This is a genomic window from Microvirga sp. M2, assembly GCF_047497095.1.
Classification (GTDB): domain Bacteria; phylum Pseudomonadota; class Alphaproteobacteria; order Rhizobiales; family Beijerinckiaceae; genus Microvirga.
The window spans coordinates 510923-524735 of the sequence record NZ_CP134065.1 but is presented as its reverse complement, the minus strand read 5'-3'; the positions used below and the strand labels follow the sequence as shown (position 1 = coordinate 524735).

Genomic DNA, 13813 nt, shown 5'->3' with positions numbered 1-13813 from the left:
CCCTCAATCGAGACGAAGCCGACGCTCGGCATAGACGTAGAGCGGGCGCCAGAGCAGGCGGTTGAAGATGACGACGAACAGGCTCATCACGGCGACGCCGAGCACCACGCGCGGATAGTCGCCCGCCTCGGTCGCGCGGGCGATGAAGCTGCCGAGCCCGGCGGCCTCGAGCCGGGTGTCGCCCCAGCTTGCGACCTCGGCCACGATGCTGGCGTTCCAGGAGCCGCCTGACGCCGTCAGGGCGCCGGTCACATAGTAGGGGAAGATCCCGGGCAGGATCGCCTTGCGCCACCACTGCCACCGGCGCAGGCGGAAGAGGGTTGCAGCTTCGCGCAGGTCGGTCGGGAAGGCGCTGGCCCCGGCGATGACGTTGAACAGGATGTACCACTGCGTCCCGAGCACCATCAGCGGCGACAGCCAGATGTTCGGATCGAGAGCCTTGGTGGCAATCAGGACCACGAAGATCGGAAACAGAACGTTGGCCGGAAAGGCCGCCAGGAACTGGGCGACCGGCTGCACGCGCTGCGCCCAGGCCGGCCGCAGGCCGATCCAGACGCCGACCGGCACCCAGACCAGCGACGCGATGAGGATCAGGATCAAAACGCGGATCATGGTGACGCCTCCGTCGACGACTGCTTCCCAGAGGTCGGACGGGCCGAGGGTGGCGCGCACATAGGCGAAGATCGTCCAGGCAGCCCAGAGCGTGCCGGCGAGCACGACGACCAGCCAGGCCGTGTCCTGCAAGCGCCCAACCGGCTGGCCGACCTCCTGCCGGGTCCACGTCCGCTTCGTCCGGGCCGTGGCCCGCATGAGCCGGTCGGCCAACCAGCGCACGGGCGCTCCCGCCCGCTTCACGAGCCGCGTCCGGCGCACGAGGTCGTAGACCCACGAGCGCGGGCGCTGTTGGGCCGCGGTCTGCTCGAACCGGAACTTGTCGGCCCAGGCGACGATCGGGCGGAAGACGAGCTGATCGTAGAGCAGGATGACGATGCCCATGGCGAGCACCGCCCAGGCGACCGCCGCGATGTCCCGCCGCTCGATGGCGAGCGCCAGCCACGAGCCGATGCCGGGCAGCTTGATGGTGGTGTCGCCGACCGTAATCGCCTCGGAGGCGACGACGAAAAACCAACCGCCCGACATCGACATCATGGTGTTCCAGATCAGGCCCGGCATGGCGAAGGGCACCTCGAGCCGCCAGAACCGCATCCAGCCGGACAGGCGGAAATGAAGGCTGACCTCATCGAGATCCTTCGGCACGGTGCGAAGCGACTGATAGAACGAGAAGGCCATGTTCCAGGCCTGGCTGGTGAAGATGGCGAAGATCGCCGCCGCCTCGGCCCCGAGCAGGCTGCCGGGGAACAGGCCCAGGAAGAAGGTGACCGTGAAGGTCAGGAAACCGAGCACCGGCACGGATTGCAGGATGTCGAGCGCCGGCACGATGACCAGTTCGGCGCGCCGGCTCTTGGCCGCCCAGGTCGCGATTGTGAACGTGAACAGCAGCGACAACAGGATCGCGACGACCATTCGCAGCGTCGTTCGCGCCGCATAGTCGGGCAGGTTGGCGAGATCGAGGCTGACGGGCGAAACGTCGAGCTGCGCGAGCGGCTGGGCCATTTCGTGGGCCCCGCGGGCGAGCACGACGAGGCCCGCGCCGAGCAGCAGGAGAAAGACGAGATCGTAAATGTTGGGCAGGGCGCGCCGGACTCCCGCCGCGAACGGCGGGAAGACATCGCGGCGCTTGTCGAGGAAGGTCGACATGGCTCACCTTTAGGTTCGGTCCGCCGTCAGCGGCCGAGCCCGGGTGAGCCTGATCCTGAAGCGATCAGTCCCGGGCCGCCGTTGACGGCCAATAAGATCGACTGTGACTGTCGCTGGGCATGGGGTTCGGGTTCCTATGGGCCGCTCGGCTGTCGTGGGACGAACCGTGCAGTTAGAGTGCCAATGCCCCTGACAAGGGCGTCCGTCAAGAGGGGAATGCACAATGCAACGATCAAGCTTGTCGGGCAGTTGTTTCCGGCAGCGCGATCGTAGACGTGGCATGTCGGACAAGATGGACGAGCCCCTGGCTCAGGCGGCTTCAGGGCATCGAGCTGCTGCTGATCGCCAACGTCATCAACATCGGCGCGGATCTTGGCGCCATGGCCAATGGCGCAGGCAGCGCTGAAGGGCGTCAATGCGGCGGTTGTTGGCCCGCTCCTGGCCGCGCTGTATCATCCGGTCTGGACGGCGGGGATCCTCGGCCCGTCCGACTTCGCCCTGGCCGCGACCGCGTTCCTGCCGTTGTTCATGTGGAAGACGCCGCCATGGCTGGTGGCGGTCCTGAGTGCCGTCGCCGGAGGGGCCATCTCAGCACTGTGACGGTTCAGTCTAAAGGGCTGGATCTGGCACTTTTCGGAAGGAACGGATTGGTCACTTGTGCAGCGAGAAGCTGACCTCCATTACATCAGCTGCTCGTTGTACTTTGACCCGAAGATGACTCCAAACTGCGGGGCAACACCGCCACTCGTCATCTACTTAATGTACGGATCACGCTTCTTCCCCAACGGGAATCAGCAAGACCGGACCCGTCGCCGAACGGGTCTCAAGGGGCTGTGTTGCATAGATCGGTTGGTGAATGCACTCCACCCGCCCCACGTCTTCGCTTAAGCAATGCGGACGAGCTTCGGGCATCAAAGCTCGAGCATGCGGCTCAGGGCATAAACCGCGATGGCGACCTCGGACGTGTGACACCGGTCCGTCCGCAATTGCAGGACATCTCCAATCCCTCGTTTAATGCGGCTAATAACGGTCTCCACCAGGGCACGGTGAGTGTACCAGGACCTCTTCTGCCAGCCGATACGGCCATGCTCGGCAATGCTTTGGAGGTGCCGGTCGCGCTGGCTTGGAGTGCCCTCAGCCATGTCGCTCGGCACCGCGGTTGATCGCGGCGGAACAACCACCTGGGCCTCAGGATGGCACTGGTCGACAGTACCGTAGACGCCGGCCTGATCGTAAGCTCCATCGCCGGTCAGAGACACGAGGGAGCTCGTGATTTGGTTGAGTAACGGTTCGATCTGCGATCCATCGTCGACTTCGTTGGCCGTCAGCTCTGAAGCGAGCATCTGTCCAGTTTCCGCGTCGATCCCGATGTGCAGCTTTCGCCAGGATTCGGCACCGCCAGATCCAGACCGAGGAGTTGGAGGATCGAGCCTATCTGCCCTTCGGGCTGGCACAGTGCCAGCCGAAATACCGCCCGTAGTGGCAGCGCTGTTCAGATCGCCAGAGGGGAGCAATGCGGTTGGCCGCCTCGTGCTGTGCGCGGCTCGGCCCGCCATGCAACAATCGCGTCCTCGGTGACCCAGACGGTGAGGCTTCCGCGCTGGCGCAGGCTGGCGTCATACTCCGCTCAGTTCGTGACCCGGCGCCGTTGCTTCGGAATGCGGTAACGGCGAGCGGCACTGGCTTTGAATGGCACGATCAAAATCTTGGGTCAGAAGGCGATTCGGCCCCTACGCTACCCCACAGCGGTTACCAACCCGCCCATTCACGCAACAAGGTGCCTTGAACGTATCTCTACCGCCCCATTGAAAGCAACGGAGATACAGTCGAGTTTTGGTTCGGCGAGCGCGTAATCTGACTGCTGCCAAGGGGTTCCTGCGCAAGGCGCTTAAGCGATAGGGCCGTCCTACGCGGATCATCATCGGCGGCAACCAGGCAAACCGTGAAGCGACCCTGCCCTGCGATACTACGTTGCTTTACCCAGATGAAGACTTTGTGCGGCTAATCCGTTACCAAACGGCTCCACGTTGTCCCATGCTCTCCAGCTGGACTTGCAATAAACTTGTCGAAGTGCAAGCAACCGCCGTTTCATTCTGCTCTCGATTGCGCATGAGTACGCAACATCAATCGTCGGAGGCCGTATTGAGTCTAAGTCACTTCCAGTTCTTCAGAAGAGTCGTTCTTGGTATACTCATCATCATCGCATTCATGATTCTTCTGTTCGTACGTTCCGCAGGCGGCCAGGAACGCCATGATCTGGTCGAGGCGATTGGCCTTAGCCTGATTGTCATCGGCATTGTCGGCAGGATGTGGTGCACTCTGTATATTGGTGGCCGGAAATCAGTCGAGATCGTCGAGTTCGGTCCGTACTCGGTTACGCGCAACCCCCTATATGTTTTTTCCTCCATCGCCGCGGCCGGCGTTGGGGCACAGACTGGCAGTCTGATCCTGACTGCATTCTTCTTTATCGCATGCGCTGGAGCGTTCCACGTCGTCATCCGTCGTGAAGAGCGATTCTTGGAAGGGACTTTCGGCGAAACCTACCGAATATATTGCTCTCGCGTTCCAAGGTTCTGGCCGGCACCGCGCTTGTATCGCGATCAGGCTACTCTGACGGTTTCGACACGCCGGATCTATTCGACATTTGGCGACGGCCTCATCTTCTTCGTCGCCAAGCCTGCTTTCGAGGCTGTCGAGTATTTCCAGGATGCTGGTACCATCCCCATCGCGTTGCTTCTTTTCTGAAGGGTTCTCATCAATGGAGTTGACCCGACCGTTATTGTGAACCAGGCGTATTGAGCGCCGGCTGCATGATTGCGGATATGGGGTAGCCGCTGTGCGATTGCCTCCATGGTGCAGGCGGCCGCTAGCCCGAAGATAAATGAGGCGCACGCGATTTGTCAGGTCCGACGACATCGAATATCGCCAGCGCCGAACTGCGGCATTAGCTCTGGATATTGGGAAGCCAACCTATGAGTAATCCTCTCGCTTCATGGCAATTCTGGGCCATCCTCTCCGCCACTTTCGCCGCCCTGACGGCCATCTTCGCTAAGGTCGGCATCGAGACCATCAACTCGGACTTCGCCACCTTCATCCGCACCATTGTGATCTTGTTTGCACTCGGCGGGATCCTGCTCGCGACGGGGCAGTGGCAATCGCCCGGCTCAATCTCGGGACGCAGCTATCTGTTCCTAGTCCTCTCCGGTTTGGCCACCGGCGCATCATGGATCTGCTACTTCCGCGCCCTGAAGGTCGGGGATGCCGCGCGGGTCGCACCCATCGACAAGTTGAGCGTCGTTCTCGTAGCCCTGTTTGGGGTGGCCTTTCTGGGTGAACACCTGTCCATGCCGAACTGGTTCGGTATCGCCTTCATCGCGACGGGAGCCATCCTCGTGGCCTACAAAGGGTAAGGCCCGCTCTCTTTCCCAGGTCAGCTTGATCGAAGAAGCTCGTTCGATCCCACGTTCTGCGTTGATTTTCTACTCAAGCACGTGAGCCTTTGCGCTCACGGCAAAATTGTACAAACGAGCCGGCCGGGCGCAAACCCATCCCGGCGCTTCTGAGAAGGGTAGATTCGTCGGATGATGCGCTGTGTCTTCCGGGATGATCGAGGCTGACGCAAACGAGACAACTCGCGCCGCCGAATTCGATGCTGGTCACTTGGCCATAGCCGCTGCGCCAGTCCGCGGCCTCTTGCAACGTCATCTCGGTCAGCCTGAGCTGTTCCGGCCAAAGCATGATCTCGGTCTCTCCACACCGATCCTGGGGATCGGCTGCCAAGCAGTCGAGGCTACAATGGGCCACCCTCCCGCTCGGCCCGCAACATGATCGCATCGCCCAGGAACAGTGCCGTCTCTCGTCGACGCGGCTGCAAACACAGATCAGTGGGAGAACCAGCTTCAGCCAGCCTGTCCTCCCGCAGCACGGCAATCTGGTCGGCGAATGACAGCGCTTCAGCCTGATCGTGCGCAACGAGGATCGTGGTGCTTCCGGTCGCGCGCAGCGCCTCCGCGGTCGCCTTACGCCTGTTCTCCCTCAAGCCGGGATCCAGCGCCGAGAACGGTTCGTCGAGCGGCATCACCAGGGGATAGCGGGTCAGCACCCGCGCGAGGGCGAAGCGCTGCTGTTGCCTTCCCGACAGCTCATGGGGCTGCCTGGCCAACATGCTCGCCAGGAGGTCGACCATCTCCATCAGGCCCTGAATGACGTGCTCGCGAGCTCCGAGCCGTTCCGGTGCGAGTGCGCGGCCTGCCGCGTGGCCGCGCGGTTTGGGCGCGACCAGACCGACCGCTATAGGGAGTCATTGTCGTGGCGGCTCGAGCCGCCTCGCAATACGGCGCTTCGATGTCGTCTTTCGGGGCAGCCTTCTGAGCCTTGCCACACCAGTGTTGGAGGCACCCGGCCATTTTGCTGAAATCCTCAGACAGCCGGAACCGTCATCCTCGTACTGGCCCGGCCTCAATCTCCAAATTGCCCTTTGGCGCCAGCTCGTAGCGCGCAATGGCACCTGGCCGTGCCTTGCGGGTTCGACGAAAGGATTGCCCAGCCGCGTCGGAACGGCGGAGTCATGCGTTGGTAGGATCATGAACCTTGAAAACCGCTCCATCCTAACCGTATTGAAAGCCTCCGCTGCACGTCATCGCGAACTCCTGCCCCTCGCGGCAATTCTGATTGCCGCCGGCTTAGCCGGATCCTTTCTCGCGCTCGCTTCGGAGGTTCTGGAGGGCGAGACCCTTGGCTTCGACAAGGCCATCCTTCTGGCCCTGCGGGATCCCACCGATCCCGCCAATCCCATCGGGCCGCTCTGGCTTGAGATCATGATGAAAGATCTCACGGCTCTGGGAAGCATCACCATCCTGGCCCTGATCACGGTCGCTGTTGCGGGCTACCTGTTTGTTTTGAACAAGCGCGCAGCCACCCTCTTGGTGCTCGCCTCCGTCGGCGGCGGGATGATGCTGAGCAACCTCTTCAAGCATGCATTCGCACGGCCGCGGCCCGACTTCATCGCCCATTCGGTCGACGTCTACACAGCAAGCTTTCCAAGTAGCCACGCCATGCTCTCGGCCGTGACTTACCTGACCCTAGGCGCGCTCCTGGCCCGTGTCGAGGCACGCCGCCCTGGCAAGGTCTACGTCATGTCCACCGCAATCCTGCTGACCCTGCTGGTCGGCTGTAGCCGCCTCTATCTCGGGGTCCATTATCCAACCGATGTGCTTGCTGGCTGGGCTGTCGGCTCTGCCTGGGCCATCTTCTGCTGGACACTGGCCGCCTGGCTTCAACGACGCGGTCAGATTGAAGGAGAGCGGGAGGCCGCCGACAGCTGAGAGGGGGCACGACGGAGGGGATCATCCAACGCCGCGTGAGACTTGCTTCCCATAGCGTACTTCATCGCATGGTCATACGACCCTCATCCGTCCGGCCCACGGGGACCGTCTGAGGATTGGGACTTTGTATAGTTCGGGACATGGGCCCGCAAAGGGCCCCGCTGTAAAACGGGCGCTGTAAGCACGCATGGTCCGTAGGCAACCTCTGTTCTGTGGATTTTGCGTCATTGATCAGGAGCTTCGTATGTCAGTGACCAAGACACTATTCGTCCTCGCCCTCGCTGCCGGCACGGTGCTCGGCGGTGCTCCTGGTGGAGCAGAAGCTGCGCCCGCCAACGCTGCGAAGGCGAAGATCACCTCCGCTCAGGCCCGCGACATCGCCCTCAAGGCCCATCCGGGTCAGATCCTGAAGGAGGAACTCGAGCAGGAGGGCGGCCGCCTCCGCTACTCCTTCGACATCAGCCAGGGCAGCGGCAAGCCCGGCGAGGTCAGCGTCGACGCCATGGACGGGCACGTCATCGAAGCGCCCGGCGCCGCGCGATAGCACGCCGCGGCATCATCGGTTCCAGCTTGCAACCCGGCATCCGTGCCGGCCTCAAGCGGCTCCGTGAGAGCTCGTCCGGACCCTAGGAAAGGAACGATCATGCGAACCTATCCCGCCTGGCTCATAGCAACAACGCTGCTCCCGGCCATCGCGCTGAGCGCAGTCCCGGCTGCGGCCCAAGGGCGTGACAAGCCACTGCCCGTGGTGGAAAAGCCCGCTCCGCCCGAAAAGAACCCGCCGGGCGACATCCCTGACGACCAGGTCTTCATCGAATACCGCTCGCCTTTGGGCTTTTCGATCAAGGTCCCTGAGGGCTGGGCCCGCAGGGACGCGGGCGAGGGGGTCACCTTCAGCGACAAATACGGCACCGTCGCCGTTGCCGTCGCGCCCGAGGCAGCGCCGCCGACGGTTGCGAGCGTCAAGCAAACTCAAGTCGCGTCCCTGGAAAGCAGCGGACGAGCCGTCAAAGTCACCCATGTCAAGGCGGAGAAACTGCCGGCTGGAGAGGCCGTCGCCGTTGCCTATGCATCGAACTCAGATCCAAACCCGGTCACCAACAAGGCCATTCGGCTCGAGAACGAACGCTACTTTTTCTGGAAGGACGGCAAGCTCGCCACCCTGACGATGTCGGCTCCCTACGGCGCCGACAACGCCGACCAATGGCAATTGATGGCGAAGAGCTTCCGCTGGCAATGACAGCCCCTGTCCTCAAAGCGGACGACTTGTACCGGTTCTTCCACACCCAGGAATCCGAGACGCTCGCGCTGCGCGGCGTCAGCCTCGTGCTGCGGGAAGGCGAATTCCTGGCCCTGGTGGGTCCGTCCGGAAGCGGCAAGTCGACCTTGCTCGCCTGCCTTGCCGGTCTTGATGAGCCTGACGGCGGACATGTCGAACTGCTCGGCCAGCGCCTGACGCGGCTGCCCGAAGCCGAACGTGCACGGCGGCGAGCCCGCGGCATCGGCATCCTGCTGCAAACCGGCAACCTGCTCTCCGGCCTGAGCGCCGCCGACAACGTGCGCCTGCCGATGCGGCTTGCCGGCCGCGTCGATGAAGGGCGAGTTGCCGCGCTCCTCACCGAGGTTGGCCTGGACGATCGTCGGCAAGCCTATCCCGGCCAGCTCTCCGGGGGCGAGGCGGCCAGGGCCGGTCTGGCCGTCGCCCTGGCCAACGCGCCGCAGATCCTTCTTGCCGACGAACCGACGGGCGAGGTCGACACCGAGGCCGAGTTGCGCATCCTCGATCTGCTCGATCGCCAACGCGAGGCTGGTTTGGCGGTCCTGGTCGCCACCCATAGCGAGTTCCTGGCACGGCGGGCCGATCGGGTCATTCATCTTCAGGACGGAAGGGTGGTCGATGAGTGAGCCCCTGGTCGTCGCGAAAGGCGTTGCCAGACACTTTCGGCAGGGCGAGCGCGGCGTCGACGCCGTGCTGCCGGCCTCCTTCACCGTGCGGGCCGGCGACCGCATCGCGCTCGTCGGCGCGTCTGGCAGCGGCAAGTCGACCCTGCTGCATCTCATGGGCGGCCTCGACGCGCCGAGCGCAGGTGCACTGTGCTGGCCGGCCCTCGGGCCGCGTGAAACCCTGCGTCCGGAAAGAATCGGCATGGTTTTTCAGGCCCCGGCTCTCGTGGGAACCCTGAACGTGCTGGAGAACGTCGAATTGCCACTCCTGCTGGCCGGGAAGAGTGCAGGCGATGCGGCTCTTGCGGCCCTCGACGCGGTTGAGCTGGCCGCACTGGCGGACCGGTTGCCGGACGAGCTCTCCGGGGGACAGGCACAGCGGGTCGCGATCGCCCGTGCCCTCGCCATCAGCCCCCAGCTCGTCCTGGCGGATGAACCAACCGGCCAGTTGGATCGGACAACGGCCGGTCACGTCATCGACGTGCTGCTCCGATCTCTGGATCGCACCGGTGCGGCGCTGGTTCTCGCGACCCACGACCGCAGCGTCGCCGGCCGCATGGGCCTGACCTGGTTCATGGAGCACGGTCACCTCCACATCAAAGGCGCGGACGCTGTCGCATGATGGGGCTATGGCTGAAACGGATCTGGGCCGAGCGCTCCGGACGGACCATCGGGGCAGCCGTGGGGCTCGCGTTGACAGTCGCGCTCCTGGGCGTCCTCGGCGCCTTCATCACCTCCGCCTCGGGAACCATGACTGCACATGCCGTGGCGAGCGTGCCGGTCGACTGGCAGGTCCTTGTTGCTCCCGGGGTCGATCCGTCGACCATCAGCAAGGAGATCGACGCCGCCGCGTCTCCCAGGGTGCTCCAGACGGTGGGCTATGCGGACGCAGCTGGCTTCTCGGCCGTGACCGGAGAGACGACGCAGAAGACGGGGCCGGGCAAGGTGCTCGGCATCGCGCCGGAGTATCGCGACCGCTTCCCCGACCAGATCCGGCTCCTGCTCGGCACCTGGGACGGGGTTCTGATCGCGCAGCAGACTGCGGCGAATCTGCACGTTGGCCCAGGCGATACCGTCACGATCGAGCGGATCGGGGCCCCTGCCGTACCGGTGCCCGTGGCCGGTGTCGTGGCGTTGCCGAATGCCGACGCGGTGTTCCAGGCTGTTGGCGTGCCGAAGGGCACGGCGCCCCTGGCGCCGCCCGACAACGTCCTGATCGTCCCAATGGCGCAGTGGGCTGCGATGGTCGCACCCCAGCAAACGGCGCGCCCCGACACGGTGCGGATCGAACTCCACGTGCGCCTCGACCATACGCGGCTGCTGCCGGATCCAAGTACGGCCTTCGTGCAGGTGCAGCGGATGGCGAACCATCTTGAGGCTCGCGTCGCCGGGAGCGCGGCCGTCGGCGACAACCTCGCGGCAGCGCTCGACACCGCCCGCGAGGACGCGCTCTACGCCCAGGTTCTGTTCCTCTTCCTCGGAGCTCCGGGTATCGTGCTGGCGATCCTGTTCACCGTGGCCATCGCAACCTCCGGAGCCGACCGACGCCGGCGGGAGCAGGCGCTCCTGCGCATCCGCGGGGCCTCCGTGATCCAACTCGTCCGTCTGGCCGGCATTGAGGCAGCGATCCTGGGAACAATCGGTATCGGGCTAGGAATTGCCCTCACGCTGCTGTCCGTGATGGCCTGGTGGCCCAAGAGCGACCTGGGGCAGGTCCTGGTCTGGCTGATTCTCGCAGCGGTTATCGGACTCGCCTTCGCGGCCGCCGCGTTCGTCGTGCCGGCGTGGCGGGACGCGTCCGGTTCAACCGTTTCCGCAGCGCAAGCCGAAGTCACGAGGACGGCTCGCCCGCTCTGGGAGCGCCTATATCTGGATGTCGGGTTCCTCGTGGTGGGAGGCCTGCTGGTCTGGCGGATGGCGAGCACGGGCTACACCATCGTTCTGGCGACGGAGGGGGTGACACAGGTCTCAGTCCATTATGATGCGTTCCTGGCGCCAGCCCTGCTGTGGCTCGGCGTCGGCCTTCTTTGGATGCGCCTAAGCCGGTTTGCTCTCGGGCCCGGGCGCGCAGCCATCCGCTGGGCGGTCGCGCCCCTCGCTGCCGGACTGGCGCCTGTCGTTTCGTCCTCGCTCTCGCGCCAGCGCCTCCGGATCGCGCGCGGCGTGGCCCTGGTCGCCCTTGCCTTCGCCTTCGCGACCTCCACGGCGGTGTTCAACACGACCTATAATGCCCAATCCCAGGTCGACGCGCAGTTGACGAACGGGGCCGATGTAACCGTGACGGCCACGCAGGCCAGGCCGGCCGGCACTCTTCTTGCGGATCTGCGCCGCATTCCCGGCGTCGCGGCTGCCGAACCGATGATGCACCGCTTCGCCTATGTGGGCAGCGATCTTCAGGACATCTTCGGGATCAATCCCGTGCAGATCGGCAACGCGACGACGCTCGTCGATGCCTATTTCGGAAACCATGATGCGCGGAGCACCCTGGAGCTGCTCCGGCAGACACGTGATGGGGTCCTCGTCTCCGAGGAGACCGTGTCCGACTTCCAGCTCCAGCCCGGCGACACCATCAACCTGCGTCTCCAGAGTGCCCAGGATCACCAGTATCACGTCGTTCCCTTCCGCTTCGTCGGCATCGCGCGTGAATTCCCGACCGCACCCAAGGACTCGTTCCTCGTCGCCAACGCGAGCTATGTCGCCGAGGCGACAGGAAGCAGTGCGGCCGAGGTCGTTCTGATGCGGGCGGCGACCGATCCTGAGGCGGTGGCCACGGCCGCGCGGCTGGTCGCCGCCGCCATTCCGGGTGCGGCGGTGACGACCTTGGGCGAGACCCAGGCGATCATCAGTTCCAACCTGACCGCCGTCGACCTGCATGGCCTGACCGGGATCGAACTTGTCTTCGCGATCCTGATGATCGCCGGCATCACGGGTCTTGTCCTCGCCCTCGGGCTGTCCGAACGGCGCCGGAACTTCGCGGTGATGACCGCGCTTGGGGCCAAGCCACGCCATCTGCGGGCCTTTCTCTGGAGCGAGGGCCTCCTTGTCGTGGTTGGCGGCGCGGCCCTTGGGTTGGCGACTGGGCTGGGTCTTGCCCAGGTGCTGGTCACGATCCTCGCCGGCGTCTTCGACCCGCCGCCAGAGGCGCTGTTCATTCCCTGGCTCTATCTCGGTGTGACCGTGATCGCGGCTCTGGCCTCAAGCGCCGCCGCGGTCCTGACGGTTGCATCCCGCTCGGAGCAGCCGGACCTTGAAATGCTGCGCGGGGGCTAGGCGTTGCGAAGCATCGACGGCAGGCTGTCCTCAGGCACCGGAACGCAAGCGGCTTCCGCCTGTTCAGACTGCCATGACGCTCACCAACCAGCTTGCCGACCCAAACCAGAAGAGGCCATTCGCCCGATGATTGAGCATGTTGTCACAGCACTCGCATCCTGGATCGTCTCTGTGATCTCGGCCGCGGGCTATCTGGGAGTTGTCGCCTTGATGGCGATCGAGTCAGCCTGCATCCCTCTGCCGTCCGAGATTATCATGCCCTTTGCCGGGTCGCTCGTGGCCGCCGGACGGTTCAACCTGATCGGCGTCGCGACCGCCGGGGCCATCGGCTGCAATGTTGGCTCCACCGTCGCCTATCTCATCGGAGCGTGGGGCGGGCGCAACGCGGTCGAGCGGTGGGGACGCTATGTCCTCATTCGCCCTGGCGAAATGCAAAGGGCCGAGCGCTTCTTTGCCCGCTTCGGCAGCATGGCGGTCTTCGTGGGGCGTCTTCTGCCGATCATCAGGACCTTCATCGCGCTGCCGGCCGGGGTCGGGCGCATGCCCATGCTCAAGTTTCAGGTCTACACGTTCTTGGGATCGTGGCCATGGTGCCTCGGCCTTGCCTATGTCGGCGCGCGCCTAGGCGAGCGTTGGAACAGCGACCCGGCCCTACGTTCCCTGTTCCACAAGTTCGACCTCGTCGTGGGCATCGCTCTCCTGGTCCCCTTCGGCTGGTTCGTCTGGACGCGCTTGCGCGCAAGCCGATCGGTCAGGGGCTGAGGAGTGGCTCTGTTGGACCTGGCCGCTTCAATGACCTTTCTGGCGCGCCAAGGAGCTAACTGGATTGCTGGCGGAGGATTGACTGCAATGGAAGCTTGGAACGACGCGCTTTTTCTCGCCCTAAACGCCGCTGAGCACCCGCCCTCCGGACTGGTCGTGATGGCGCTCGCCTTTGGCCAATGGGCGATCTTTCTGGTTCCGGTGCTGCTGGCCGCGCTGTGGCTTTGGGGCACCCGCGACAGCCGCAGCGGCTTGTTGCTTGCTGTGCTCGGCGCCGAGGTGGCTCTTGCCTTGAACCAAGCCATCGCACTGATCTGGCCCCATCCACGTCCGTTCGCCGTTCCGATTGGGCACACCCTGATCCCACACGCCGCGGACAGTTCCTTCCCGAGCGATCACCTCACGTTTCTCGTCGCGATCGGGATCGGGCTCCTGGCGTGGACCCACGAACGTTGGGCCGGTCGCCTCGTTTTGCTGCTGGCCGTGCCGGTGGCATGGTCGCGCCTGTTCCTCGGCGTCCACTTTCCTTTTGACATGCTGGGGGCGGTTCCGGTGGCGGCGGCCGGAATCCTGGCGGTCGCGCCGCTCCACGCGTGGGTCCGCCGTACGATCGTGCCTCGCTTGGCCGAGCCGCTCTATCGATGCGTGTTTTCCGCTCCCATCGAAAGGGGCTGGATCCGGCCCTGACGATCATTCGCGTCGGGTTGTTTGGCTCCCGTGGTCAGCACATCCGGCCCCGCTGTTCACAGGCAACA

14 protein-coding genes and 1 pseudogene are annotated in these 13813 nt (G+C 64.3%); 12 read left to right on the top strand and 3 right to left on the bottom strand.

Translation table 11 applies throughout. From position 1 onward, the window contains the following. Positions 1–3 precede the first annotated feature (3 nt). Positions 4–1758 (bottom strand): ABC transporter permease, encoded by a 1755-nt coding sequence (locus RE429_RS31070; RefSeq protein WP_414476138.1) that lies wholly within the window; start codon positions 1756–1758, stop codon positions 4–6. Positions 1759–2130: 372 nt separating this feature from the next. Between RE429_RS31070 and RE429_RS31065 the strand changes: the two genes are divergently transcribed. After that, the gene (locus RE429_RS31065) at positions 2131–2358 is read left to right on the top strand and encodes a chromate transporter (RefSeq protein ID WP_414476137.1); all 228 of its coding nucleotides are present in this window, start codon (positions 2131–2133) and stop codon (positions 2356–2358) included. A 311-nt stretch (positions 2359–2669) separates the two neighbouring features. Here RE429_RS31065 and RE429_RS31060 read toward each other — a convergent pair whose 3' ends face one another. Then, complete coding sequence (locus RE429_RS31060; RefSeq protein WP_414476136.1) at positions 2670–3314, bottom strand: transposase; 645 nt, start codon at positions 3312–3314, stop codon at positions 2670–2672. Positions 3315–3547: 233 nt separating this feature from the next. Here RE429_RS31060 and RE429_RS31055 point away from each other — a divergent pair. From RE429_RS31055 to RE429_RS31045, 3 genes and pseudogenes are all read left to right on the top strand, one after another. Further along, a pseudogene (locus tag RE429_RS31055) lies at positions 3548–3723 on the top strand (DDE-type integrase/transposase/recombinase); the annotation flags it as partial. Positions 3724–3867: 144 nt separating this feature from the next. After that, entirely contained in the window at positions 3868–4503 is a 636-nt protein-coding gene (locus RE429_RS31050) for a methyltransferase family protein (RefSeq protein ID WP_414476135.1), read from the top strand. Between the two features lie 227 nt (positions 4504–4730). After that, positions 4731–5168 carry an EamA family transporter gene (locus RE429_RS31045; protein ID WP_414476134.1) on the top strand — a complete coding sequence of 146 codons (438 nt, stop codon included), beginning with the start codon at positions 4731–4733 and terminating at the stop codon, positions 5166–5168. Positions 5169–5548: 380 nt separating this feature from the next. Here the strand turns inward: RE429_RS31045 and RE429_RS31040 are convergent, their stop codons facing one another. Further along, positions 5549–5950: an ATP-binding cassette domain-containing protein gene (locus RE429_RS31040; protein WP_414476133.1), complete on the bottom strand. Its 402-nt coding sequence runs from the start codon at positions 5948–5950 to the stop codon at positions 5549–5551. A 391-nt stretch (positions 5951–6341) separates the two neighbouring features. On the opposite strand from RE429_RS31040, the gene RE429_RS31035 reads away from it, so the two are divergent. The 8 genes from RE429_RS31035 (at position 6342) to RE429_RS31000 (ending at position 13745) form a co-directional block, all read left to right on the top strand. Then, entirely contained in the window at positions 6342–7082 is a 741-nt protein-coding gene (locus RE429_RS31035) for a phosphatase PAP2 family protein (RefSeq protein WP_414476132.1), read from the top strand. 244 nt (positions 7083–7326) lie between these two features. Then, positions 7327–7626, top strand: a complete 300-nt coding sequence (locus tag RE429_RS31030) for a PepSY domain-containing protein (RefSeq protein ID WP_414476131.1) — start codon at positions 7327–7329, stop codon at positions 7624–7626. A 99-nt stretch (positions 7627–7725) separates the two neighbouring features. Beyond that, entirely contained in the window at positions 7726–8322 is a 597-nt protein-coding gene (locus RE429_RS31025; RefSeq protein ID WP_414476130.1) for a hypothetical protein, read from the top strand. Further along, on the top strand, positions 8319–8987 hold the full coding sequence (locus tag RE429_RS31020) for an ABC transporter ATP-binding protein (RefSeq protein WP_414476129.1): 669 nt from the start codon (positions 8319–8321) through the stop codon (positions 8985–8987). Before RE429_RS31025 ends, RE429_RS31020 begins: the two co-directional genes overlap by 4 nt. Next, positions 8980–9648 carry an ABC transporter ATP-binding protein gene (locus RE429_RS31015; RefSeq protein ID WP_414476128.1) on the top strand — a complete coding sequence of 223 codons (669 nt, stop codon included), beginning with the start codon at positions 8980–8982 and terminating at the stop codon, positions 9646–9648. The genes RE429_RS31020 and RE429_RS31015 overlap by 8 nt, the downstream gene beginning before the upstream one ends. Beyond that, complete coding sequence (locus RE429_RS31010) at positions 9645–12296, top strand: FtsX-like permease family protein (RefSeq protein ID WP_414476127.1); 2652 nt, start codon at positions 9645–9647, stop codon at positions 12294–12296. Before RE429_RS31015 ends, RE429_RS31010 begins: the two co-directional genes overlap by 4 nt. Positions 12297–12422: 126 nt before the next feature. Beyond that, the gene (locus RE429_RS31005) at positions 12423–13058 is read left to right on the top strand and encodes a DedA family protein (RefSeq protein ID WP_414476126.1); all 636 of its coding nucleotides are present in this window, start codon (positions 12423–12425) and stop codon (positions 13056–13058) included. Positions 13059–13070: 12 nt separating this feature from the next. Beyond that, positions 13071–13745: a phosphatase PAP2 family protein gene (locus RE429_RS31000; protein WP_414476125.1), complete on the top strand. Its 675-nt coding sequence runs from the start codon at positions 13071–13073 to the stop codon at positions 13743–13745. Positions 13746–13813: the final 68 nt, after the last annotated feature.

Excerpts from the sequence above, each read along its gene's own strand:
- RE429_RS31070 (WP_414476138.1), bottom strand. The coding sequence starts at position 1,758 with ATGTCGACCTTCCTCGACAAGCGCCGCGATGTCTTCCCGCCGTTCGCG.
- RE429_RS31060 (WP_414476136.1), bottom strand. The coding sequence starts at position 3,314 with ATGGCGGGCCGAGCCGCGCACAGCACGAGGCGGCCAACCGCATTGCTC.
- RE429_RS31050 (WP_414476135.1), top strand. The coding sequence starts at position 3,868 with ATGAGTACGCAACATCAATCGTCGGAGGCCGTATTGAGTCTAAGTCAC.
- RE429_RS31045 (WP_414476134.1), top strand. The coding sequence starts at position 4,731 with ATGAGTAATCCTCTCGCTTCATGGCAATTCTGGGCCATCCTCTCCGCC.
- RE429_RS31040 (WP_414476133.1), bottom strand. The coding sequence starts at position 5,950 with ATGGAGATGGTCGACCTCCTGGCGAGCATGTTGGCCAGGCAGCCCCAT.
- RE429_RS31035 (WP_414476132.1), top strand. The coding sequence starts at position 6,342 with ATGAACCTTGAAAACCGCTCCATCCTAACCGTATTGAAAGCCTCCGCT.
- RE429_RS31030 (WP_414476131.1), top strand. The coding sequence starts at position 7,327 with ATGTCAGTGACCAAGACACTATTCGTCCTCGCCCTCGCTGCCGGCACG.
- RE429_RS31025 (WP_414476130.1), top strand. The coding sequence starts at position 7,726 with ATGCGAACCTATCCCGCCTGGCTCATAGCAACAACGCTGCTCCCGGCC.
- RE429_RS31020 (WP_414476129.1), top strand. The coding sequence starts at position 8,319 with ATGACAGCCCCTGTCCTCAAAGCGGACGACTTGTACCGGTTCTTCCAC.
- RE429_RS31015 (WP_414476128.1), top strand. The coding sequence starts at position 8,980 with ATGAGTGAGCCCCTGGTCGTCGCGAAAGGCGTTGCCAGACACTTTCGG.
- RE429_RS31010 (WP_414476127.1), top strand. The coding sequence starts at position 9,645 with ATGATGGGGCTATGGCTGAAACGGATCTGGGCCGAGCGCTCCGGACGG.
- RE429_RS31005 (WP_414476126.1), top strand. The coding sequence starts at position 12,423 with ATGATTGAGCATGTTGTCACAGCACTCGCATCCTGGATCGTCTCTGTG.